The organism is Streptomyces chryseus (assembly GCF_014650755.1).
GTDB lineage: Bacteria > Actinomycetota > Actinomycetes > Streptomycetales > Streptomycetaceae > Streptomyces > Streptomyces chryseus.
Genome location: NZ_BMVO01000017.1, coordinates 41,844 through 61,548, shown reverse-complemented (window position 1 = coordinate 61,548; position 19,705 = coordinate 41,844). Strand labels below are relative to the sequence as shown.

Below are 19,705 nucleotides of genomic sequence, written 5' to 3'. Positions count from 1 at the left end.
GACCCCCCCCGGTACGTCCACCCAGCGTGGCCCGCCGGAGCGGGCGCACGCCAGACGCACGGGGGGCTTTGGGCCACTTGGAGGTGGCGCGCGGGCGGGTGGGGCGTACCGGGGCGTACGCCCGGTGCCCGAGCTAGTAGGTCAGTCCGAACCCGAGCGGGTACAGCACCTTCGCCGGATCGTCCGCGCGCTGTATGGGGACGGGCAGCTTCCCCCGGGGCGTCGTATGACCGGCGATGGCGCGCACGGCCGCGCGCAGCTCCACATCGGTCCAGGAGTAAGTGGCGACGCTCGCGCCGAAGCCGGTCCCTTCGAGCTGGGCGATGTCGTACGGATTGCGGATCGCGAGGGCGACGACGGGCACCCCCGTCGCGGCCAGCTCGCGGACGAGGGTGCGCTGCGGACTGGTCGCCGAGACGTTGTACGTCCCCACGACCACCACGTCCTTGCCCTGGGCCGCCGCCACCGCTTCCTTGATCTTCGCGGCGGTCGGCGCCGTTCCCGTGGACAGGGCGGTGGCGACGAATCCGAGGGAGTCGAAGGCCTTGGCGACGACGGTGGTCGGCGGTCCGGTGGTCGCGGTGGGGGAGGCCGGGTCCGCGCCGACGACGAGCACGTTCCTGTGCGTACGACGGCCGATCGGCAGCAGGCCGCTCTCGTTGGCGAGCAGGGTGGTCGTCCCCTCGGCGATCCGGTCCGCCGCGGCGAGGTGGGCGCGGGTGCCCACGGTCCGGTCGACGCCCCGGTGGGAGACGTAGGGGTCGCGGAACAGGCCGAGCTTGGCCTTGAGCAGCAGGATCCGCAGGATCGATTCCTCGACCCGGGCCGTGCTCAGCTCGCCGTCGCGCACCGCCTTGAGGACGGCGTTCCAGGCGACGGGCAGGTCAGGCGGGTTCAGCAGCTGGTCGCAGCCGGCGAGGAGAGCCAGGACGGGCACGCGGTCGTCGCCGTACTTCTGCCGCACCCCCGCCATGGCGAGCGAGTCGGTGACCACGACCCCGTCGTAGCCGAGGCGCTCGCGCAGCACACCGGTGAGAATCGGCTTGGAGAGCGTCGCCGGGTCGAGTGCCGGGTCCAGCGCCGGTACGACGATGTGCGCGGTCATGATCGAGTCGATGCCGGCGGCGATGGCGGCGCGGAACGGCGGGGCGTCCAGCTCCTCCCACTGTTCGGCCGTGTGATGGATCGTCGGGAGGGAGTAGTGGCTGTCGTCCTTGGTGTCGCCGTGCCCGGGGAAGTGCTTGGACGTGGCGGCGACACCGGCGCCCTGATACCCCTTGACCTGCGCGGCGACCATGCCCGCGACCGCTTGGGGGTCGGCCCCGTACGAACGTACGCCGATGACCGGGTTCGCGGGGTTGACGTTGACGTCCGCCACCGGCGCGTAGTTCTGCACGATGCCCATGGCGGCGAGTTCGGCCCCGGCGATCCGCGCCGCCTTCCGCGCGTCGGACCGCGACCCGCCGGCCCCGAGGGCCATGGCACCCGGCACGAGGGTCGCGGGCCTGCCGACGCGGGCGACGATGCCGTGCTCCTGGTCGGTGGAGATGAGCAGGGGGACGGGGGTGTCCTGGGCGAGGCCGGCCCGCTGGATGCCGTTGGAGAGGTCGGCGATCTGGTGCGGGTCGCGGGTGTTGTGCGCCCAGGCGAAGTAGATGATGCCGCCGACGTGGTACTTGGCGACGAGTTCGGCGGCGGTCCTGACCCCCATTTCCTTCAGGTTGGAGTCGATGTCGACCTGGTCGGGCTCGGTCGCGGAGTGGCCGTAGGCCCGCATCACGAAGAGCTGGCCGACCTTCTCCTCCAGGCTCATGCGCGAGATGAGGCGCTTGAGACGGCTGCGGGTGGAGGCGCTGACGTCGGCGACGGTGGCGTGCGGCGCGGCGGAGGGGGAGGAGGCCGGTGAGGCGGCCGCGGCGGGGGTGGCGCTGATGGCGGACGCGGCCACTGCGGCGGCGGTCGCGGTGAGCAGGGTGCGTCTGGAGGTGCGGTGGTCGTGCACGTGAGCTCCTTACGGCCGTACTCAACAACGGAGTTGAAGGAAACTGCCAAGGAGTCACGGATATCCGGAAGTAACTGCCAGGTCAAGGGTGCGGGAGCACAAAGGGGCGCGGACCCCCCGCACAGGGGAGCCGCCACTGGCGCATTCGGAGGGGGCGCGGCAGTGGCGGCCACAGGCGGGGGGTGACCCGCAGGGTGCGTTCCTCTTGGCGGGGCTACCGGCCGGTGCGGGCGTGCTCCAGGTACTCCCGGCCCGCGGCCAGCATGCCCGGCAGGTCCGCCGCGTCCGGGTACCAGCGCTTCTCGTACTCCCAGCACACCCACGCGTCGTCGTCGAGCAGCCGCACGCACTCCTCCAGCGGCAGCACCCCCGCGCCGAGCGCCAGCGGGGTCGTGTCGTCGGCCGACGCGATGTCCTTGACCTGGGTGTAGCCCAGGTGGGGCGCCAGTACGGCGTGCGCGGCCGCCGGGGCCTCGCCGCCCAGCCATGTGTGCATCACGTCCCACAGCGCGCCCACGTTCTTGTGCCCCACCGGCCCGAGCACGCGTGCGGCCGCCGCGCCGGTGCGGTGCGAGTCGTGCGTCTCCAGCAGGATGCGTACGCCCATGTCGGCCGCCGTCTCCGCGGCCAGCCCCAGACGCCGGGCCGCGACCGCGTCCGCCTCCTCCTGGTCCTGCTCGTCACCGCCGCCCGGGAAGACCCGGACGTACGGCGCGCCCAGGTCGCGGGCCAGGGCCAGCAGAGCGCGCAGCTCCTGGTGTACGGGCTCGTCCTCGCCCGGGGACGCCACCCGCGCGTACCCCGCCACCGCCAGGATCCGGACGCCGGCGGCGTCGAAGCGCTCGACCACGTCCGCCCGCTCCTCCGCGCCGATCGCGGGGTGGACCGGCTCCTCGGGGTGCGCGCGGAGCTCCACGCCGTCGTATCCCGTCGAGTTCGCCAGCCGTACGACATCGCGCAGCGGCATGCCCGGCACCCCGAGGGTGGAGAAGGCGTACTTCACTGTGATGCTCCTTCCTGAAGGGAGAGCCGCCAGTCCTGGCCCACCAGGTCCGCTCCGTACGAGCGGTGCGGCTTCTCGGTGACGAGTGTGAAACCGGCGCGCCGACAGATCCGGCGCGCCGCCGCCAGCACATCATTCGTCCACAGCACGACTTCCCGGTAGCCCGCCCCGTAAGCGAAATCGATCACCGTACGGACCAGCGGGTCACCCGGACCGTGGCCGCGCGCCGGCCCGGCATCCAGCAACAGTCGGGGCGCCGGCCGGCCGCGTCCGTACGCGCGGCGCGGGGCGTACGGAAGCGCGCGGTGGGGCAGGACTCGGCCATGACAGCAGACGCGATATGGCAGTTCGCCGACGACCGGGGACAGGTGTCGTCGGCCCCCCGGTGGCCCACCCGGGTCGTCGCCTACATCCAGGCCGGGGCGACCCTCTGGGACCACGGATTACTTCCGCTGGGCGTCTTCGGCTCGTTCCACGACGGTGACGCCCCCGACCGCGCCAAGTCCGGCCGTCTGCCCCTGGGGGAGGTCACCTCCTTCGGCGCGGGGGCCTCCTTCGATCCCGACCGTCTCGTCTCGGCTGGCGCGGACCTCGTGGTGGCCGTCAGCTACGGGGGCGGGCAGGTGTACGGGATCGAGCCGGACGCCGCCAAGCGCCTGGAGGAGCGGGTGCCGGTCGTCGTACTGGACGTCGGACAGGACCGTCCGCTCGACGAGATCCGTGGCCGCTTCGCCGCACTGGCGGCCTCCCTCGGCGGCGCGGAGCCCCCGGTCGCGCTGGACGCCGCGCGCGAGCGGCTGCGTACGGCCGCGACGGGCGACGCCCGGGTCCTGGCCCTCTCGCCGGCGGACGCCGAGCGGGTCCATCTCGCCCGTCCCGGGTCCTGGCCCGACCTGCGCGCGCTGGCCGGGCTGGGCGTACGCCTGGTCGAGCCGCCCGCCGGGGGCGGTGCCAACTGGGCGACCGTCTCCTGGCCGCAAGCGGCGTCGCTCGCCCCGCACATCGTCCTGGCGGACACCCGTGCCAACGCGGCCCCCGTCGACACGACCCGCCTCGGCAGCGCGCGGGTGATCCCCTGGAACCCGGAACTCCCGGCCAGCAGCGCCGCACACGCCCGCTTCTTCGGCCGGGTGGCCAAGGCGCTGGCGGACCTGTGAGCGGCAGGGGGTGGGGTCCGTGGTCCGGACGCCGCCCCCGGAGCGGCCCGTCCGGGTTGACGCGGCTTCAGCCCCTGGCCGCCGCCGTGGAGCCCCGGACCACCAGGTCCGCCGGGACGGTGGCGATGCCGCCGGCCGGCGCCGCCTCACGCCCCATCGCCAGCCGTCCCGCCCGCGCCCCCGCCTCGTGCAGCGGCAGCCGTACGGTCGTCAGGGCCGGCATGGCGTCCGCCGAGAACGGGAGGTCGTCGAAGCCCGCCACCGACACGTCGTCGGGGATGCTCCGGCCCTGCTCCCGCAGCGCCGCGCACGCCCCCAGCGCCACCGTGTCGTTCGCCGCGACCACCGCCGTCAGGGCCGGCTCCCGTCGCAGCAGTTCCAGCGTCGCGTCGTACCCCGACCGGCGGTCGTACGGCCCGTGCACGGTGAGGGCGTCCACCGCGTCGCCCAGCCCGGCCGCCTCCATGGCGTCCCGGTGGCTCTCCAGCCGGTGCCGGGTGGTCGTGCGCTCCACGGGGCCGGCGACGTACGCGATCCTTTGGTGACCGAGTGTCAGCAGATGCTCGGTGAGCCGCCGCGCCCCGCCCCGGTTGTCGAACGCCAGCGCCGCCGCCACGGCCTCCCCGCCCCCCGGAAGCTCCAGCGGTGGCCGGCCGCAGAGCACCACCCGCGCGCCCCCGTCCGCCAGTTTCGCGAGCTTCGCCGCGACCGCCGCCGAGTGCTCGGGGTCCTCGATCGCGCCCCCGGTCAGGATCACCGCCGCGGCGCGCTGGCGCTGGAGCAGCGTCAGGTACGTGAGTTCCCGCTCGGGGGAGCCGCCGGTGTTGCAGACGATCGCGAGCTTCTCGCCGCCCGCCCGTCCCGCGCCCGCCCCCTCGGGGCCGCCTATCTGCGACTGGGCCGCCCCGGCCATGATCCCGAAGAACGGGTCGGCGATGTCGTTGACCAGGATCCCGACGAGGTCGGAGGTCGCCGCGGCGAGCGCGCTCGCCTGCCCGTTCAGCACGTAGTCGAGATCGTCGACGGCGCGCAGGACCCGCTCCCGGGTGGCGGCGGCGACCGGGTAGTTGCCGTTGAGCACACGGGAGACCGTGGCGGGCGACACCTGGGCGCGGGCCGCCACGTCCGCCAAGGTCACTGTCATCTGGCCGTCCTCCGGGTCTTGTACGAGCCGCTGTCCGCAGGCTAGCTTCATAGCGCATAGAAAGCGCTTGCTACGGCCGTACGGAGGAACTTTCGTGACACGCAGGACAGTGCGCATCGCCATGAACGGCGTCACGGGCCGGATGGGGTACCGCCAGCACCTCGTCCGCTCGGTCCTCGCCCTCCGCGAGCAGGGCGGCCTGGACCTCGGTGACGGCACGGTGCTGTGGCCGGAGCCGGTGCTGGTCGGCCGCCGTGAGCACGCGCTCCGGGAGATCGCCGAACGGCACGGACTCACCGAGTGGTCCACCGACCTGGACGCCGTGCTCGCCGACGGGACGATCGACGTGTACTTCGACGCACAGGTCACGTCCGCCCGCGAGGAGGCCATCAGGAAGGCCGTGGCGGCGGGCAAGCAGGTCTATACGGAGAAGCCCTCGGCCACCGGCCTCGACGCCGCCCTCGGCCTGGCCCGCCTCGCCCGGGACGCCGGCGTCAAGCACGGCGTCGTACAGGACAAGATCTTCCTGCCGGGTCTGCTCAAGCTGAAGCGCCTGGTCGACGGCGGGTTCTTCGGCGAGATCCTGTCCGTCCGGGGCGAGTTCGGCTACTGGGTGTTCGAGGGGGACTGGCAGGACGCGCAGCGGCCGTCCTGGAACTACCGGGCGGAGGACGGCGGCGGCATCGTCGTCGACATGTTCCCGCACTGGGAGTACGTGCTGCACGAGTTGTTCGGCCGCGTCACCAGCGTCCAGGCGCACGTCACCACGCACATCCCGCAGCGCTGGGACGAGCACGGCAAGCCGTACGCCGCCACCGCCGACGACGCGGCGTACGGCATCTTCCAGCTGGAGGGCGGCGCGGTGGCGCAGATCAACTCGTCCTGGACGGTGCGCGTCCACCGCGACGAGCTCGTCGAGTTCCAGGTGGACGGAACGCACGGCTCCGCCGTCGCGGGTCTGCGCGGCTGCCGTGTGCAGCACCGGGCCTCGACCCCCAAGCCGGTGTGGAACCCGGACCTGCCGGTCACGCATCCCTTCCGCGACCAGTGGCAGGAGGTCCCCGACAACGCGGACTTCGACAACGGCTTCAAGGCCCAGTGGGAGCTGTTCCTGCGGCACGTGGCGCTCGACGAGCCGTACAGCTGGGACCTGCTCGCCGGAGCGCGCGGCGTCCAGCTCGCGGAGCTCGGCCTCAAGTCGTCCGCCGAGGGCCGCCGTTACGCCGTACCGGAGCTGTCGCTGTGACGATCAGGCTCCCGCACGGCACCTACGAGCCACGCGCCGTACCTCTCGCGCTCGCCCCCCACGGGGCCGCCCCCACGTCCCGCACGGTCTACTCGGCCGCGCACGTGGTGGCCGACCCGTACGCCGACGTGTCGTCGGACGGCCCGGCGGCCGTCGACTGGGACGCCACGCTCGCCTTCCGCCGCCATCTGTGGTCGCACGGCCTGGGCGTCGCGGAGGCGATGGACACCGCGCAGCGCGGCATGGGGCTCGACTGGTCCGGAGCGTCCGAGCTGATCCGCCGCTCGGCCGCCGAGGCGAAGGCGGCCGGCGGCGCCATCGTGTGCGGCGCCGGCACCGACCAACTGCCGCCCGGCCCCGCCACCCTGGCCGAGGTCATCGCCGCGTACGAGGAACAGCTCGCGCTGGTCGAGTCGAGCGGCTCCCGCGCCGTCCTCATGGCGTCACGGGCGCTGGCGGCGGCAGCCCGGGGCCCCGAGGACTACCTGGCGGCGTACGGGCACCTGCTGCGCCAGGCTGCCGAGCCGGTGATCCTGCACTGGCTGGGCCCGATGTTCGACCCGGCGCTCGACGGCTACTGGGGCAGTACGGACCTGGACGCCGCCACGGCGACCTTCCTGGAGCTCATCGCCGCGCACCCCGACAAGGTGGACGGCGTCAAGGTCTCGCTCCTGGACGCCCGGCGCGAGATCGGCCTGCGCCGCCGCCTGCCGCAGGGCGTGCGGTGCTACACGGGCGACGACTTCCACTACCCCGAGCTGATCGCGGGCGACGACCACGGCTTCAGCCACGCCCTGCTGGGCGTCTTCGACCCGCTGGGACCGCTCGCGGCCGAAGCGGTCCGCGTCCTCGACTCCGGTGACATGCAGGGCTTCCGTGCCCTGCTCGACCCGACGGTCGAGCTGTCCCGCCACCTGTTCGAGCCGCCCACCCGCTTCTACAAGACGGGGGTGGTCCTCCTCGCCTGGCTCGCGGGCCACCAGGCGCACTTCACGATGGTCGGCGGCCTCCAGTCGGCCCGTTCGCTGCCGCATCTGTCGCGGGCGTACGAACTGGCCGACCGCCTGGGGCTGTTCCCGGACCCGCTCCGTGCCGAAGCCCGGATGAAGACCTTCCTCGCCCTGCACGGAGTGGACCAGTGAGCGACCTGTCCAGGCTCAGCATCAACCAGGAGACCATCAGGCAGTGGTCGTTGCCCGAGCTCGCCGAGGGGTGCGTCAAGGCGGGCGTTCCCGGCGTGGGGCTGTGGCGCGCGCCGGTCCAGGAGTACGGCGTCGAGCGCGCCGCCCGGCTGATGCGCGACGCCGGGCTGGCCGTCACCAGCCTGTGCCGGGGCGGGTTCCTCACCGGCGACGACCGTGCGCCGGCCCTGGCCGACAACCGCCGGGCCGTCGACGAGGCCGCCGCCCTGGGCACCGCCACGCTGGTCCTGGTCTCGGGCGGCCTGCCGCCCGGCAGCCGGGACCTCCACGGGGCGCGCGAGCGCGTCGCCGAGGCGCTGGCCGAGCTGGCGCCGTACGCCGCCGACCGGGGGGTACGGCTGGCGATCGAACCGCTGCACCCGATGTTCGCCTCGGACCGCTGTGTGGTGTCGTCCCTGGGTCAGGCCCTCGACCTGGCCGAGCGCTTCCCGGCGGAGCGGGTGGGCGTGGTCGTCGACACGTACCACCTGTGGTGGGACGACCGCCTCGCCGAGGACATCGCCCGCGCGGGAGGTCGCGTCGCCGCCTTCCAACTGGCGGACTGGGTCACTCCGTTGCCCGCCGGGGTGCTGCTGGGCCGGGGGCAGCTGGGGGACGGGGTGGTCGACTTCCGCCGCTTTCGGGAACTGGTGGACGCGGCCGGCTACGCGGGGCCGGTCGAGGTGGAGATCTTCAACGAGGAACTGTGGTCGCGGGACGGCGCGGACGTGCTGGCGGAGGTGGCGGACCGCTATGCCGGCCATGTCCTTCCGGCGTGATACCGCATGATCGAAATGCTGTGTTCGTGACCAGACTTTGATCACCCGCGAGCATCTCGTGTCCTCGTCAAATGAATCCGTCTCTCCGTGCAACCGTTGCCGGGGTTCGCGGGTCCTACTTGGCATCAGGGCTTCTGGGTGGGGATCCGGGGGGATTCAGGGAGGCCTGTACGGGGGGGGGATCTGAGGGGCCCGGTCGACGGACCGGGCCTCCTTGGTTTTCCCGGAGCCGGGCCGCGCTGTCGGACCCTGGCGGTAGCGTCGGATCATGTCCAGTCCCACAGGTGTTCCAGCGGCGGCCCCGGCGGTGATCGAAGGCGTCCTGGAGCGGATCACCTACGCCAACGAGGAGAACGGCTACACGGTCGCCCGTGTCGACACCGGCCGCGGCGGCGACCTCCTCACCGTCGTCGGATCACTGCTCGGCGCGCAGCCCGGCGAGTCGCTGCGCATGGAGGGCCGTTGGGGCTCCCACGCGCAGTACGGCAAGCAGTTCACCGTGGAGAACTACACCACCGTGCTGCCGGCCACGATCCAGGGCATCCGCCGCTACCTCGGCTCCGGGCTGATCAAGGGCATCGGGCCGGTCATGGCCGACCGGATCACCACGCACTTCGGGGTCGACACCCTGGACGTGATCGAGAGCGCCCCGAAGCGGCTGATCGAGGTGCCGGGGCTCGGCCCCAAGCGGACGAAGATGATCGCGGCGGCCTGGGAGGAGCAGAAGGCGATCAAGGAGGTCATGATCTTCCTCCAGGGCGTGGGCGTCTCGACCTCCATCGCGGTGCGCATCTACAAGAAGTACGGCGACTCCTCGATCGCGGTGGTCAAGAACGAGCCGTACCGCCTGGCCGCCGACGTCTGGGGCATCGGGTTCCTCACCGCCGACAAGATCGCCCAGTCCGTCGGCATCCCGCACGACAGCCCGGAGCGCGTCAAGGCCGGCCTCCAGTACGCGCTGTCGCAGTCCACCGACCAGGGCCACTGCTACCTCCCCGAGGAGCAGCTGATCAGCGACGCCGTGAAGCTGCTCCAGGTGGACACCGGCCTGGTCATCGACTGCCTGGCCGAACTGGCCGACGAGGAGGGCGTCGTACGGGAGAAGGTGCCGTCGGCGGAGGGCGGCCAAGGAGACCCCGTCACCGCCGTCTACCTGGTCCCCTTCCACCGGGCGGAGGTGTCCCTGGCCGCGCAGACCCAGCGGCTCCTGCGCACCCCGGAGGACCGGATGCCGGCGTTCCGGGACGTCGCCTGGGACAAGGCGCTGGCGTGGCTCGCGGGCCGTACGGGCGCCGAGCTGGCCCCCGAGCAGCAGGCGGCGGTCAGGCTGGCGCTGACCGAGAAGGTCGCCGTGCTGACCGGCGGGCCCGGCTGCGGCAAGTCGTTCACCGTCCGCTCCATCGTGGAGCTGGCCCGCGCCAAGAAGGCCAAGGTCGTGCTGGCCGCCCCCACCGGGCGCGCGGCCAAGCGCCTGGCCGAACTCACCGGAGCCGAGGCGTCCACCGTGCACCGGCTCCTGGAGCTGAAGCCGGGCGGCGACGCGGCGTACGACAGGGACCGGCCCCTGGACGCCGACCTGGTCGTCGTCGACGAGGCGTCCATGCTCGACCTGTTGCTGGCCAACAAACTCGTCAAGGCCGTGGCGCCGGGTGCGCACCTGCTCCTGGTGGGCGATGTCGACCAGCTGCCCTCGGTGGGCGCCGGGGAGGTGCTGCGCGACCTCCTGGCCGACGGCGGACCGGTGCCGTCGGTCCGCCTCACGCGGATCTTCCGCCAGGCCCAGCAGTCGGGCGTGGTGACCAACGCGCACCGCATCAACTCCGGCGTCCATCCCATCACGCAGGGCCTGCCGGACTTCTTCCTCTTCGCCGAGGACGAGACCGAGGACGCCGGGCGGGTCACGGTCGACGTGGCCGCCCGCCGCATCCCGGCGAAGTTCGGCCTCGACCCGAGGCGCGACGTCCAGGTGCTGGCCCCCATGCACCGCGGCCCGGCCGGCGCCGGGGCGCTCAACGGGCTGCTCCAGCAGGCGGTCACGCCCGCCCGGCCCGATCTGCCGGAGAAGAGGTTCGGCGGCAGGGTGTTCCGCGTCGGAGACAAGGTGACCCAGATTCGCAACAATTACGAGAAGGGACAGAACGGGGTCTTCAACGGCACCGTCGGCGTGGTCACCTCGCTCAGCCTGGACGACCAGCGCCTGACCGTGCTGACCGACGAGGACGAGGAGGTTCCGTACGACTTCGACGAGCTGGACGAGCTGGCGCACGCGTACGCCGTCACGATCCACCGCTCGCAGGGCAGCGAGTATCCGGCGGTGGTGATCCCCGTCACCACCGGGGCCTGGATGATGCTCCAGCGCAATCTGCTCTACACGGCGGTCACCCGGGCCAAGAAGCTGGTCGTGCTCGTCGGCTCCCGCAAGGCGATCGGCCAGGCCGTCCGGACGGTTTCGGCGGGCAGGCGGTGCACGGCGCTGGATCACCGGCTCGCGGGGCGGATCGTGAGAAGCCACCCTGCAGAGCAAACCGCCCCATAGGGGGACTGTTCATGGCAAACGTCTCGCTCGACTTCCAGAACTGGGGGTAAGGGGGCAGGATGAGCAGGTTGGCGGCACTGAGTGCCGCGAATGGGCCTAATGGCCGACCCCGAGTGCACTCTGCTGAGCCAAATGGGGGATGGTAGAGACAGTCAGGGCACCTCGAAGAAGAGGCACTACGTCGGTGAGGGATGACGTGAGCGACAACTCTGTAGTACTGCGGTACGGCGATGACGAGTACACCTACCCGGTGATCGACAGCACCGTCGGCGACAAGGGCTTCGACATCGGGAAGCTCCGGGCTCAGACCGGTCTGGTGACTCTCGACAGCGGATACGGCAACACGGCTGCCTATAAATCCGCGATCACCTACCTCGACGGTGAGCAGGGCATTCTGCGCTACCGCGGATATCCCATCGAGCAGCTGGCCGACGGTTCCACCTTCGTCGAGGTGGCGTACCTGCTGATCAACGGTGAGCTTCCCAAGGTCGACGAGCTCGCCGCCTTCAGGAACGAGATCACCCAGCACACGCTGCTGCACGAGGACGTGAAGCGGTTCTTCGACGGCTTCCCGCGCGACGCGCACCCGATGGCCATGCTGTCGTCGGTGGTCAGCGCGCTGTCGACGTTCTACCAGGACAGCCACAACCCGTTCGACGAGAAGCAGCGTCACCTTTCGACGATCCGCCTCCTCGCCAAGCTGCCGACCATCGCGGCGTACGCGTACAAGAAGTCGATCGGCCACCCCTTCGTCTACCCGAGCAACGACCTCGGGTACGTCGAGAACTTCCTGCGCATGACCTTCTCGGTCCCCGCGCAGGAGTACGTGCCGGACCCGGTCGTGGTCGCGGCGCTGGAGAAGCTGCTGATCCTGCACGCGGACCACGAGCAGAACTGTTCGACCTCCACCGTGCGTCTGGTCGGCTCCTCGCAGGCGAACATGTTCGCCTCCATCTCCGCCGGCATCAGCGCCCTGTGGGGCCCGCTGCACGGTGGCGCCAACCAGTCCGTCCTGGAGATGCTGGAAGGCATCCAGGCCGACGGCGGCGACGTCGACAACTTCATCCGCAAGGTGAAGAACAAGGAAGACGGCGTGAAGCTCATGGGCTTCGGGCACCGCGTCTACAAGAACTTCGACCCCCGGGCGAAGATCATCAAGGCCGCGGCGCACGACGTTCTCTCCGCCCTGGGCAAGGACGACGAGCTGCTCGACATCGCGCTGAAGCTCGAAGAGCACGCGCTGGCCGACGAGTACTTCGTGGAGCGCAAGCTCTACCCGAACGTCGACTTCTACACCGGCCTGATCTACCGGGCCATGGGCTTCCCGACCGAGATGTTCACGGTGCTCTTCGCGCTGGGCCGTCTGCCGGGCTGGATCGCCCAGTGGCACGAGATGATCAAGGAGCCCGGTTCCCGCATCGGCCGCCCGCGCCAGATCTACACGGGCGAGGTCCTGCGCGACTTCGTGCCGGTCGAAGGCCGCTGACGCCCACCGCGCCGCACCGCGTCACCCGCTGAAAAGCGGAAAGCGCCCCGCTGCCGATCCCCCCACGGGTCGGCGAGGCGGGGCGCTTCCCTTTCCCCGGAGCGGATTCCCCCCACGGGATCCGGCCGGGCGTCTGTTGGGCACAGAAGCTCCACACGCGGTCTGCCGGGACGCGTACGTACGGGAGGGCCGCTCATAGCTCCCCGGTGCACGTGCCCCGGCCAACGCTTGCCCGGAATGTCCCCCAAGACATGTCCGCGAACGTCCCCCAAGACGTTCTTGGCATCGCCCACTTAGACTCGCGAGCCGGCCGAATGGTTACCCTCAAATCTCAGTGACGTCAATCACTTTGTGTGCGTCCTGTGAAGGTACGCAGCCTGAGGCTGTTTGTCACTACGAACACCGAGGAAAGCGCCATCGCAAATCCGGCGATCATGGGGTTGAGCAGCCCGGCGGCCGCCAACGGCAGGGCGGCCACGTTGTAGCCGAAGGCCCAGAACAAGTTGCCCTTGATGGTGGCCAGGGTCCGGCGCGACAGCAGGATCGCGTCCGCCGCCACTCTGAGATCTCCACGGACGAGCGTCAGATCGCCCGCCTCGATGGCGGCGTCCGTCCCCGTGCCCATCGCCAGACCCAGATCCGCCGCGGCCAGCGCCGCGGCGTCGTTCACGCCGTCACCGACCATCGCCACGCTGCGCCCCCGGGCCCGCAACCGCTTCACGACGTCGGCCTTGTCCTCCGGCAGGACCTCGGCGTACACGTCGTCCCGCGCGATCCCCACCGCGCGCGCCACCGACTCGGCCACCGCCCGGTTGTCGCCGGTCAGCAGGACCGGGGTGAGACCGAGCCCGCGCAGCAGGGCCACCGCCTCGGCGCTGGTCTCCTTCACCGCGTCCGCGACGCCCAGTACGCCGCGCGCCGCGCCGCCCCAGGCCACGAGCACCGCCGTACGCCCGCCGGCCTCGGCCGCGGCCCTGGCCCCGGCCAGCGCCGGCGGCAGCTCGACCCCGGACCCGGCGAGCAGCGCCTCGCGCCCGACGAGCACCTCGAGGCCGTCGACGACACCGCGCACCCCGAGCCCCGGAAGGCTCTCGAACCCCTCCACGGCGGGCAGCGGGCCGGTCCGCCCGGCGGCGCCCGCCGCGACGGCCCGCGCGACCGGGTGCTCGGAGGCGTGCTCCACGGCGCCCGCGAGGCGCAGGAGCAGCGCCTCGTCGGTGCCGGGCGCCGCGTGGACCTCCTGGAGCTCCATCCGCCCCGTCGTGACGGTCCCCGTCTTGTCGAGTACGACGGTGTCCACGCGACGGGTCGACTCCAGCACCTCCGGACCCTTGATCAGGATCCCGAGCTGGGCGCCCCGCCCCGTGCCCACCATGAGCGCGGTCGGCGTGGCCAGGCCCAGCGCGCACGGACAGGCGATGATCAGCACCGCGACGGCCGCCGTGAAGGAGGCGGTCGGGTCGTCCGTGACGAGCAGCCAGGTGACGAGCGTGCCGAGTGCGAGGAGCAGCACCACCGGCACGAAGACCGCCGAGACGCGGTCCGCCAGGCGCTGCACGGCGGCCTTGCCGTTCTGCGCGTCCTCCACGAGGCGGGCCATGCGGGCGAGCCGGGTGTCGGCGCCGACCCGGGTCGCCTCGACGACGATCCGGCCGAAGGTGTTCACGGTGGCGCCCGTGACACTGTCCCCGGTCGTCACGTCCACCGGCACGGACTCTCCGGTCAGCATGGACGCGTCGACCGCCGAGCTTCCTTCGACGACGGTGCCGTCGGTGGCGATCTTCTCGCCGGGCCGTACGACGAAGTGGTCACCGACGCCGAGGTCGTCGACCGGGACGCGCACCTCCCCGCCCCCGCGCAGCACGGTGACGTCCTTCGAGCCCAGCTCCATCAGGGCACGCAGCGCGGAGCCGGCCTTCCGCTTGGCCTTCGCCTCCAGGTAGCGGCCGAGGAGGATGAACGTGACGACTCCCGCGGCGACTTCGAGGTAGACGGCCGACGCGCCGCCGGCGTGCCGCGACGCGGTGAACTCGAAACCGTGGCGCATGCCGGGCTCGCCCGCGTGCCCGAGGAACAGGGCCCACAGCGACCAGCCGAAGGCGGCGAGCGTGCCGACCGAGACGAGGGTGTCCATGGTGGCCGCACCGTGCCGGACGTTGGTCCAGGCGGCCCGGTGGAACGGCAGCCCGCCCCAGATGACCACCGGCGCGGCGAGGGTCAGCGACAGCCACTGCCAGTTGTCGAACTGGAGCGAGGGAACCATCGCGAGGGCGACGACGGGTACGGCGAGCGTGAGCGAGACCAGGAGGCGCTGCCGCAGCGAGGCGAGCCCGGGATCGTCGTCCCGCCGCCGCTCGGCTGCCGGCCGCTCCGCCGGGGCGGGAGAGGGGGCGGGGGCGGGCGGTGCGGGCTCCTCGGCGGTGTACCCGGTCTTCTCGACGGTGGAGATGAGGTCCGCGACGCTCACCGCCTCGGCGTGACTGATCCTCGCCTTCGCCGTCGCGTAGTTGACGGTGGCGTGGACGCCGTCCATCCGGTTGAGCTTCTTCTCGATCCGGGCGGCGCAGGAGGCGCACGTCATGCCGCCGATGGACAGCTCGACACGGGACGTGCCCACGGCCGGCGTCGGGGCCTCTTGCGCGGTGCTGGTCATCTTCGTCGCTCCAGGAAACGGGCCGGGCCGTAGGGGGCCGGTACGGGCTGGTCCCGTACGGGCCGGAAAAGGCGGTCCGGCGGTGGTCCGGCCCGGTCGGCGGGCCGGCGGTGCTCAGACCTGGCCGGTCAGCTCGTAACCCGCCTCGTCGACGGCGGCGCGCACGGCCTCGACGTCCAGCGGCGCGTCGGACACGACCGTCACCTGCCCGGTGGAGGCGACCGCCTTCACCGAGGTGACGCCGGGGATCTCCGAGACCTCGGCGGAGACCGCGCCCTCGCAGTGGCCGCAGGTCATCCCGGTCACCTGGTAGACGGTGGTGACGGAGCCCAGCTGTACGTCGGCCGAGGTGTCGTGGCAGGAGCCGGACGGCGAGCAGCAGGAGCCGGTCGCGGTGGCCTCGGTCTTGGTCTCGGCGGTCATGTCGTTCTCCCTCTCGAAGGCGTACGCAGTCGTGGTGCTCCGGAGAGCCACGGGAACACCGTGACGTCCCGACACTGCACACTATACCCCTAGGGGGTATTAATGCGAGCGGCTCGCCGCACCGCGCGAGGGTCGGACCGCTCCGGGAAACGCGACGAACCCCGGAACGCGAAGTTCCGGGGTTCGGGTGGACCTGCCGGCGTTCACCCGTGCCGGCGGGTCGAGCAATGCTCCTGCGGTGGGCGTCCTCAGATGCCGCTGGTCCGTACCGAGACGAGGCCGGTGACCTGCGAGAGCGGCAGGGAGGCGGCGGCGGACTCGGCGGCTCCGGCGACGTCGCCGACGCACACGGAGGCGCTGTGGCCGGCCACGTCGGCGCCGGCGTGGGCCAGGCCGCCGGACACGCCGTCCAGCGCGTCGTCGGAAAGCTCGCTGGTCTCGATCCCGGAGGTGAAGTTGTTGCGCATTACTCGCCCTTTCATTAATGCGATGGGGTTCCCGAAGTGGATGCAATCACGCCCGCCGACCGACCGGCAACCTACTGCCGGGTCTCCTTCCCGTGTGCACTTCAGCGTCACAAGATCCCCCTGACGTGCAGCTTTCCACGCACGAAATAGCCCCGCAAAAGATGTGCGCGGCTATCAGAAATGAGATCACGTGAGATGTCTGCATCTTCGGTGTATCCATGTACAGGGGAAGCGAAAACGGCATTTACCGGTGGGAGCCGCTCATTCCTTACGGCCTTTGTTTCCTGGCCGGCGTGAGACCCAGACCCGGATGGTGTCCGGGTACCAGTACGGCTTGCCGTCCTCCACGTGGTCGGGCGCGGGCAGCAGCCCGTGCTTGCGGTAGGAGCGCACGGTGTCCGGCTGGACCCGGATGTGCGCGGCGATCTCCTTGTACGACCAGAGTCTGCGGTCAGTCATCTGTGGCACCTCCCTGCGTCCGCCCCAGCGGCGGCCGGGGGGCCGTCGGGGGGGCTGGGGCGCGAACGCTGGCGATCACTCAGCCTGTGCCGGTTGAACGACGCGGAGTGACGAGGGGAGAGGGGCTGTCGTACGCCTGTGACGGAAGACCCGCGTAACGGAGACATGTGTGACAGGAGTTCAACGAATGTGACAGTGCGGCGGGTGATCCGCCGGGGATCCGCCGCGCGTCAGGCCCCGCAGGAGCGCAGGAAGCGGCGCGTGCGCCGGGCGATGGGCAACGGCTTGTCGGGGGGGCACGGGTACATGTCCTGCTCGACGATCGCGAACAGGTCGACGTCCAGCCGCCGGGCCGCCGCCAGTACGGGCTCCAGCGCCGGCACCCCGGCCGGCGGCTCGCACATCACGCCCCGCCCGACGGCGGGCCCGAACGGCACCTCCTTCGCGACGACTTCGGCGAGGATCGCGGGATCGACCTGCTTGAGGTGGAGGTAGCCGATCCGCTCCCCGTACGTCTCGATCAGCTCGACACTGTCCCCGCCGCAGTAGGCGTAGTGGCCGGTGTCCAGGCACAGCGACACCAGGTCGGCGTCGGTCGCGTCCAGGAAGCGGGTGACGTTCTCCTCGGTGTCGATGTGGGTGTCCGCGTGCGGGTGGACGACGATCTTCAGCCCGTACCGCTCGCGCACCTCGCGCCCGAGCCGCTCGGTCTGCCGGGCGAGCGTCCGCCACTGGGCGGGCGTGAGGGTGCGTTCCTCCAGTACCGCCCCGGTCCTGTCGTCCCGCCAGAACGACGGGATGACGACCAGGTGCTCCGCGCCCATGGCCCTGGTCAGCTCGGCGACGTCCGCGACCTGGCGCCAGGTGGCGTCCCAGACCTCCGGCCCCCGGTGCAGCCCGGTGAAGACGGTGCCCGCCGAGACCGACAGTCCGCGGCGGCCGGTCTCGTCGGCGAGCCGGGCGGGATCGGTCGGGAGGTAGCCGTACGGACCGAGCTCGATCCAGGGGTAACCGGCCTCCGCGACCTCGTCGAGGAAGCGTTCCCAGGGCACCTGCAGCGGGTCTTCGGGGAACCACACTCCCCAGGAATCGGGGGCGGATCCCACCCGGATGCGGTGCGATGCGGTTGCGGGAGAGGTCATGGGCGCCAGCCTTCCGGCCGTCCGCGAAGGGTGTCAAGCGTTCGTCCGAATGTAAGGACAAAGTGTTGACAGGGCGCGGCGGAGGCCACTAGACCTGGGGGCAGTCGCCGGACCGGAGGGACGCGCATGCCGCCCAACTCGTACGAGCCGTACGACCTGATCGCGATGGGCCGGATCGGGGTGGACCTCTATCCCCTGCGGGCCGGTGTCCCGCTGGCTCGGGTCGAGACGTTCGGCAGGTTCCTCGGCGGCTCGGCGGCGAACGTGGCGGTCGCGGCGGCCCGGCTCGGCCGCCGCACGGCCCTCGTCACCCGCACCGGGAACGACCCCTTCGGTGACTACCTCCACCAGCAGCTCCGCGAGTTCGGCGTCGACGACCGCTGGGTGACCGGCGTCGCGGACCTGCCGACTCCGGTGACGTTCTGCGAGATCTTCCCGCCGGACGACTTCCCGCTCTACTTCTACCGGCGGCCGAAGGCGCCCGATCTGGAACTGCGGACCGAGGAGCTGGACCTCGACGCGATCCGTTCGGCGCGGATCTTCTGGACCACGGGCACCGGCCTGTGCGAGGAGCCGAGCCGCTCGACGACCCTCGCGGCGCTGGAGGCGCGCGGCGACGCGCACGACGCGGGCCGCGTGACGGTCCTCGACCTCGACTGGCGGCCGATGTTCTGGAGCGACGGGGACCCCGGCCAGGCCCGCCCGTACTACGCCGAGGCCCTGCGCCGCGCCACCGTCGCGGTCGGCAACCTCGACGAGTGCGAGGTCGCCACCGGCGAGCGCGAACCGTACGCCGCCGCCCGCGCCCTGCTCGCCGCCGGGGTGGAACTCGCCGTCGTCAAGCAGGGGCCCAAGGGGGTGCTGGCGATACACCGCGACGGCACGAGCGCCGAAGTGCCGCCCGTACCGGTCGAGGTGCTCAACGGCCTCGGCGCGGGCGACGCCTTCGGCGGGGCCCTGTGCCACGGGCTGCTCGCCGGCCGCGACCTGGAGCACACCATGCGGTACGCCAACGCCGCCGGCGCCATCGTCGCCTCCCGTCTCGCCTGTTCGTCCGCCATGCCCCGCCCCGCCGAGGTGGAGCAGGTCCTCGCGGGCGGACCCGTCCCCGCGCAGGAGCCCGCGGCGTGACCACGCGTCTGCGCATTCGCGACCTCGTCCGGGTACGGGCCCACCACCCCGAGGCGATCGCCGAGGCCGCCGCCCGCCGCCCGCGCAGACCACTGGTCGGCGCGAGCGGACGGCTCATGATCGTCGCGGCCGACCACCCGGCCCGCGGCGCCCTCGGCGTCGGTGGCCGCGACCTCGCCATGGCAGCCCGCCCCGATCTGCTGGAGCGGCTGTGCCTCGCGCTGTCCCGCCCCGGCGTCGACGGTGTCCTGGCCGCCGCCGACATCCTCGACGACCTGCTGCTGCTCGGCGCCCTCGACGGCAAGGTCGTCGTCGGCTCGATGAACCGAGGCGGCCTGGCGGGCGCCGCCTTCGAGCTCGACGACCGCTTCACCGGCCCCCGCGCCCAGGACCTGGAACGCCGCGGGTTCGACGCGGGAAAGCTGCTCCTGCGCATCGACTACGACGACGCCGGATCGCTCGACACCCTCCACGCCACCGCCCGCACTATCGACGCGATGGCCGAGCGGCGGCTGCCCGTCTTCGTCGAGCCGTTCATCTCCCGCCGCGTGGCCGGGCAGGTCCGCAACGATCTGAGCGCCGGGGCCGTCACCCGCTCCATCGCCATCGCCTCCGGCCTCGCCGGCACCTCGGCGTACACCTGGCTGAAGGTCCCGGTGACGGAGGACCCCGACGACATGGCGCGGGTCATGGAGACCTCGACGCTCCCCGCCGTGCTGCTGGGCGGCGAGGTCGGCGCCGACCAGGACGCGGCGTACGAGAAGTGGCGCGAGGCGCTGCGGCTGCCGACCGTCCAGGGGCTGGTCGTCGGCCGGTCGCTGCTCTATCCGGCCGACGGGGACGTGGCGGCGGCGGTCGACACGGCCGTGGGACTGCTGTAGCGCGAGGCCGAGGGG

At 72.0% G+C, this 19,705-nt stretch carries 17 protein-coding genes and 1 pseudogene; 8 read left to right on the top strand and 10 right to left on the bottom strand.

All coding sequences use genetic code 11. From position 1 onward, the window contains the following. Positions 1 to 133: 133 nt before the first annotated feature. The 4 genes and pseudogenes from IE185_RS23035 to IE185_RS23020 all read right to left on the bottom strand — a co-directional run bounded on the left by IE185_RS23035 (position 134) and on the right by IE185_RS23020 (position 3,330). Positions 134 to 2,002 (bottom strand): glycoside hydrolase family 3 protein, encoded by a 1,869-nt coding sequence (locus IE185_RS23035; RefSeq protein WP_138909576.1) that lies wholly within the window; start codon positions 2,000 to 2,002, stop codon positions 134 to 136. 214 nt (positions 2,003 to 2,216) lie between these two features. Beyond that, positions 2,217 to 3,005 (bottom strand): sugar phosphate isomerase/epimerase family protein, encoded by a 789-nt coding sequence (locus IE185_RS23030; RefSeq protein ID WP_138899210.1) that lies wholly within the window; start codon positions 3,003 to 3,005, stop codon positions 2,217 to 2,219. Then, a pseudogene (locus tag IE185_RS23025) lies at positions 3,002 to 3,256 on the bottom strand (MarR family transcriptional regulator); the annotation flags it as partial. The gene IE185_RS23030 and the pseudogene IE185_RS23025, both read right to left, overlap by 4 nt. Continuing rightward, a complete protein-coding gene (locus IE185_RS23020) occupies positions 3,190 to 3,330 on the bottom strand; it encodes a hypothetical protein (protein ID WP_170198432.1) in 141 nt (46 codons plus the stop codon). The gene IE185_RS23020 and the pseudogene IE185_RS23025, both read right to left, overlap by 67 nt. Between IE185_RS23020 and IE185_RS23015 the strand changes: the two genes are divergently transcribed. Beyond that, positions 3,329 to 4,162, top strand: coding sequence for an ABC transporter substrate-binding protein (locus IE185_RS23015; RefSeq protein ID WP_138899211.1), 834 nt, complete (start codon positions 3,329 to 3,331; stop codon positions 4,160 to 4,162). The genes IE185_RS23020 and IE185_RS23015 overlap by 2 nt on opposite strands. Positions 4,163 to 4,229: 67 nt before the next feature. Here IE185_RS23015 and IE185_RS23010 read toward each other — a convergent pair whose 3' ends face one another. Then, positions 4,230 to 5,306: a LacI family DNA-binding transcriptional regulator gene (locus IE185_RS23010; RefSeq protein ID WP_189715876.1), complete on the bottom strand. Its 1,077-nt coding sequence runs from the start codon at positions 5,304 to 5,306 to the stop codon at positions 4,230 to 4,232. Between the two features lie 94 nt (positions 5,307 to 5,400). Here IE185_RS23010 and IE185_RS23005 point away from each other — a divergent pair, with 94 nt between their 5' ends. The 5 genes from IE185_RS23005 (at position 5,401) to IE185_RS22985 (ending at position 12,534) form a co-directional block, all read left to right on the top strand. Continuing rightward, complete coding sequence (locus IE185_RS23005) at positions 5,401 to 6,552, top strand: Gfo/Idh/MocA family protein (RefSeq protein WP_138898917.1); 1,152 nt, start codon at positions 5,401 to 5,403, stop codon at positions 6,550 to 6,552. Further along, on the top strand, positions 6,549 to 7,694 hold the full coding sequence (locus IE185_RS23000; protein ID WP_138898916.1) for a dihydrodipicolinate synthase family protein: 1,146 nt from the start codon (positions 6,549 to 6,551) through the stop codon (positions 7,692 to 7,694). Before IE185_RS23005 ends, IE185_RS23000 begins: the two co-directional genes overlap by 4 nt. Next, positions 7,691 to 8,512 carry a sugar phosphate isomerase/epimerase family protein gene (locus IE185_RS22995; RefSeq protein ID WP_189715874.1) on the top strand — a complete coding sequence of 274 codons (822 nt, stop codon included), beginning with the start codon at positions 7,691 to 7,693 and terminating at the stop codon, positions 8,510 to 8,512. Before IE185_RS23000 ends, IE185_RS22995 begins: the two co-directional genes overlap by 4 nt. Positions 8,513 to 8,780: 268 nt before the next feature. Then, a complete protein-coding gene (gene recD2, locus IE185_RS22990) occupies positions 8,781 to 11,048 on the top strand; it encodes an SF1B family DNA helicase RecD2 (RefSeq protein WP_138897940.1) in 2,268 nt (755 codons plus the stop codon). A gap of 196 nt (positions 11,049 to 11,244) precedes the next feature. Continuing rightward, complete coding sequence (locus IE185_RS22985; RefSeq protein WP_138897941.1) at positions 11,245 to 12,534, top strand: citrate synthase; 1,290 nt, start codon at positions 11,245 to 11,247, stop codon at positions 12,532 to 12,534. Positions 12,535 to 12,874: 340 nt separating this feature from the next. On the opposite strand, the gene IE185_RS22980 is transcribed toward IE185_RS22985, so the two are convergent. From IE185_RS22980 to IE185_RS22960, 5 genes are all read right to left on the bottom strand, one after another. Next, the gene (locus IE185_RS22980) at positions 12,875 to 15,187 is read right to left on the bottom strand and encodes a heavy metal translocating P-type ATPase (protein ID WP_189715870.1); all 2,313 of its coding nucleotides are present in this window, start codon (positions 15,185 to 15,187) and stop codon (positions 12,875 to 12,877) included. Positions 15,188 to 15,301: 114 nt separating this feature from the next. Next, positions 15,302 to 15,610 carry a heavy-metal-associated domain-containing protein gene (locus tag IE185_RS22975; protein ID WP_138894925.1) on the bottom strand — a complete coding sequence of 103 codons (309 nt, stop codon included), beginning with the start codon at positions 15,608 to 15,610 and terminating at the stop codon, positions 15,302 to 15,304. Positions 15,611 to 15,858: 248 nt separating this feature from the next. After that, a complete protein-coding gene (locus IE185_RS22970; protein ID WP_167518847.1) occupies positions 15,859 to 16,077 on the bottom strand; it encodes a hypothetical protein in 219 nt (72 codons plus the stop codon). A gap of 261 nt (positions 16,078 to 16,338) precedes the next feature. Further along, positions 16,339 to 16,536 carry a helix-turn-helix transcriptional regulator gene (locus IE185_RS22965; protein WP_138894923.1) on the bottom strand — a complete coding sequence of 66 codons (198 nt, stop codon included), beginning with the start codon at positions 16,534 to 16,536 and terminating at the stop codon, positions 16,339 to 16,341. A 230-nt stretch (positions 16,537 to 16,766) separates the two neighbouring features. Next, the gene (locus tag IE185_RS22960) at positions 16,767 to 17,678 is read right to left on the bottom strand and encodes a sugar phosphate isomerase/epimerase family protein (protein ID WP_138894922.1); all 912 of its coding nucleotides are present in this window, start codon (positions 17,676 to 17,678) and stop codon (positions 16,767 to 16,769) included. A gap of 126 nt (positions 17,679 to 17,804) precedes the next feature. On the opposite strand from IE185_RS22960, the gene iolC reads away from it, so the two are divergent. Both iolC and IE185_RS22950 read left to right on the top strand, forming a co-directional pair. Beyond that, positions 17,805 to 18,809, top strand: coding sequence for a 5-dehydro-2-deoxygluconokinase (iolC, locus tag IE185_RS22955; RefSeq protein WP_138894921.1), 1,005 nt, complete (start codon positions 17,805 to 17,807; stop codon positions 18,807 to 18,809). 14 nt (positions 18,810 to 18,823) lie between these two features. After that, a complete protein-coding gene (locus IE185_RS22950; protein WP_439333876.1) occupies positions 18,824 to 19,690 on the top strand; it encodes a Cgl0159 family (beta/alpha)8-fold protein in 867 nt (288 codons plus the stop codon). Positions 19,691 to 19,705 lie beyond the last annotated feature (15 nt).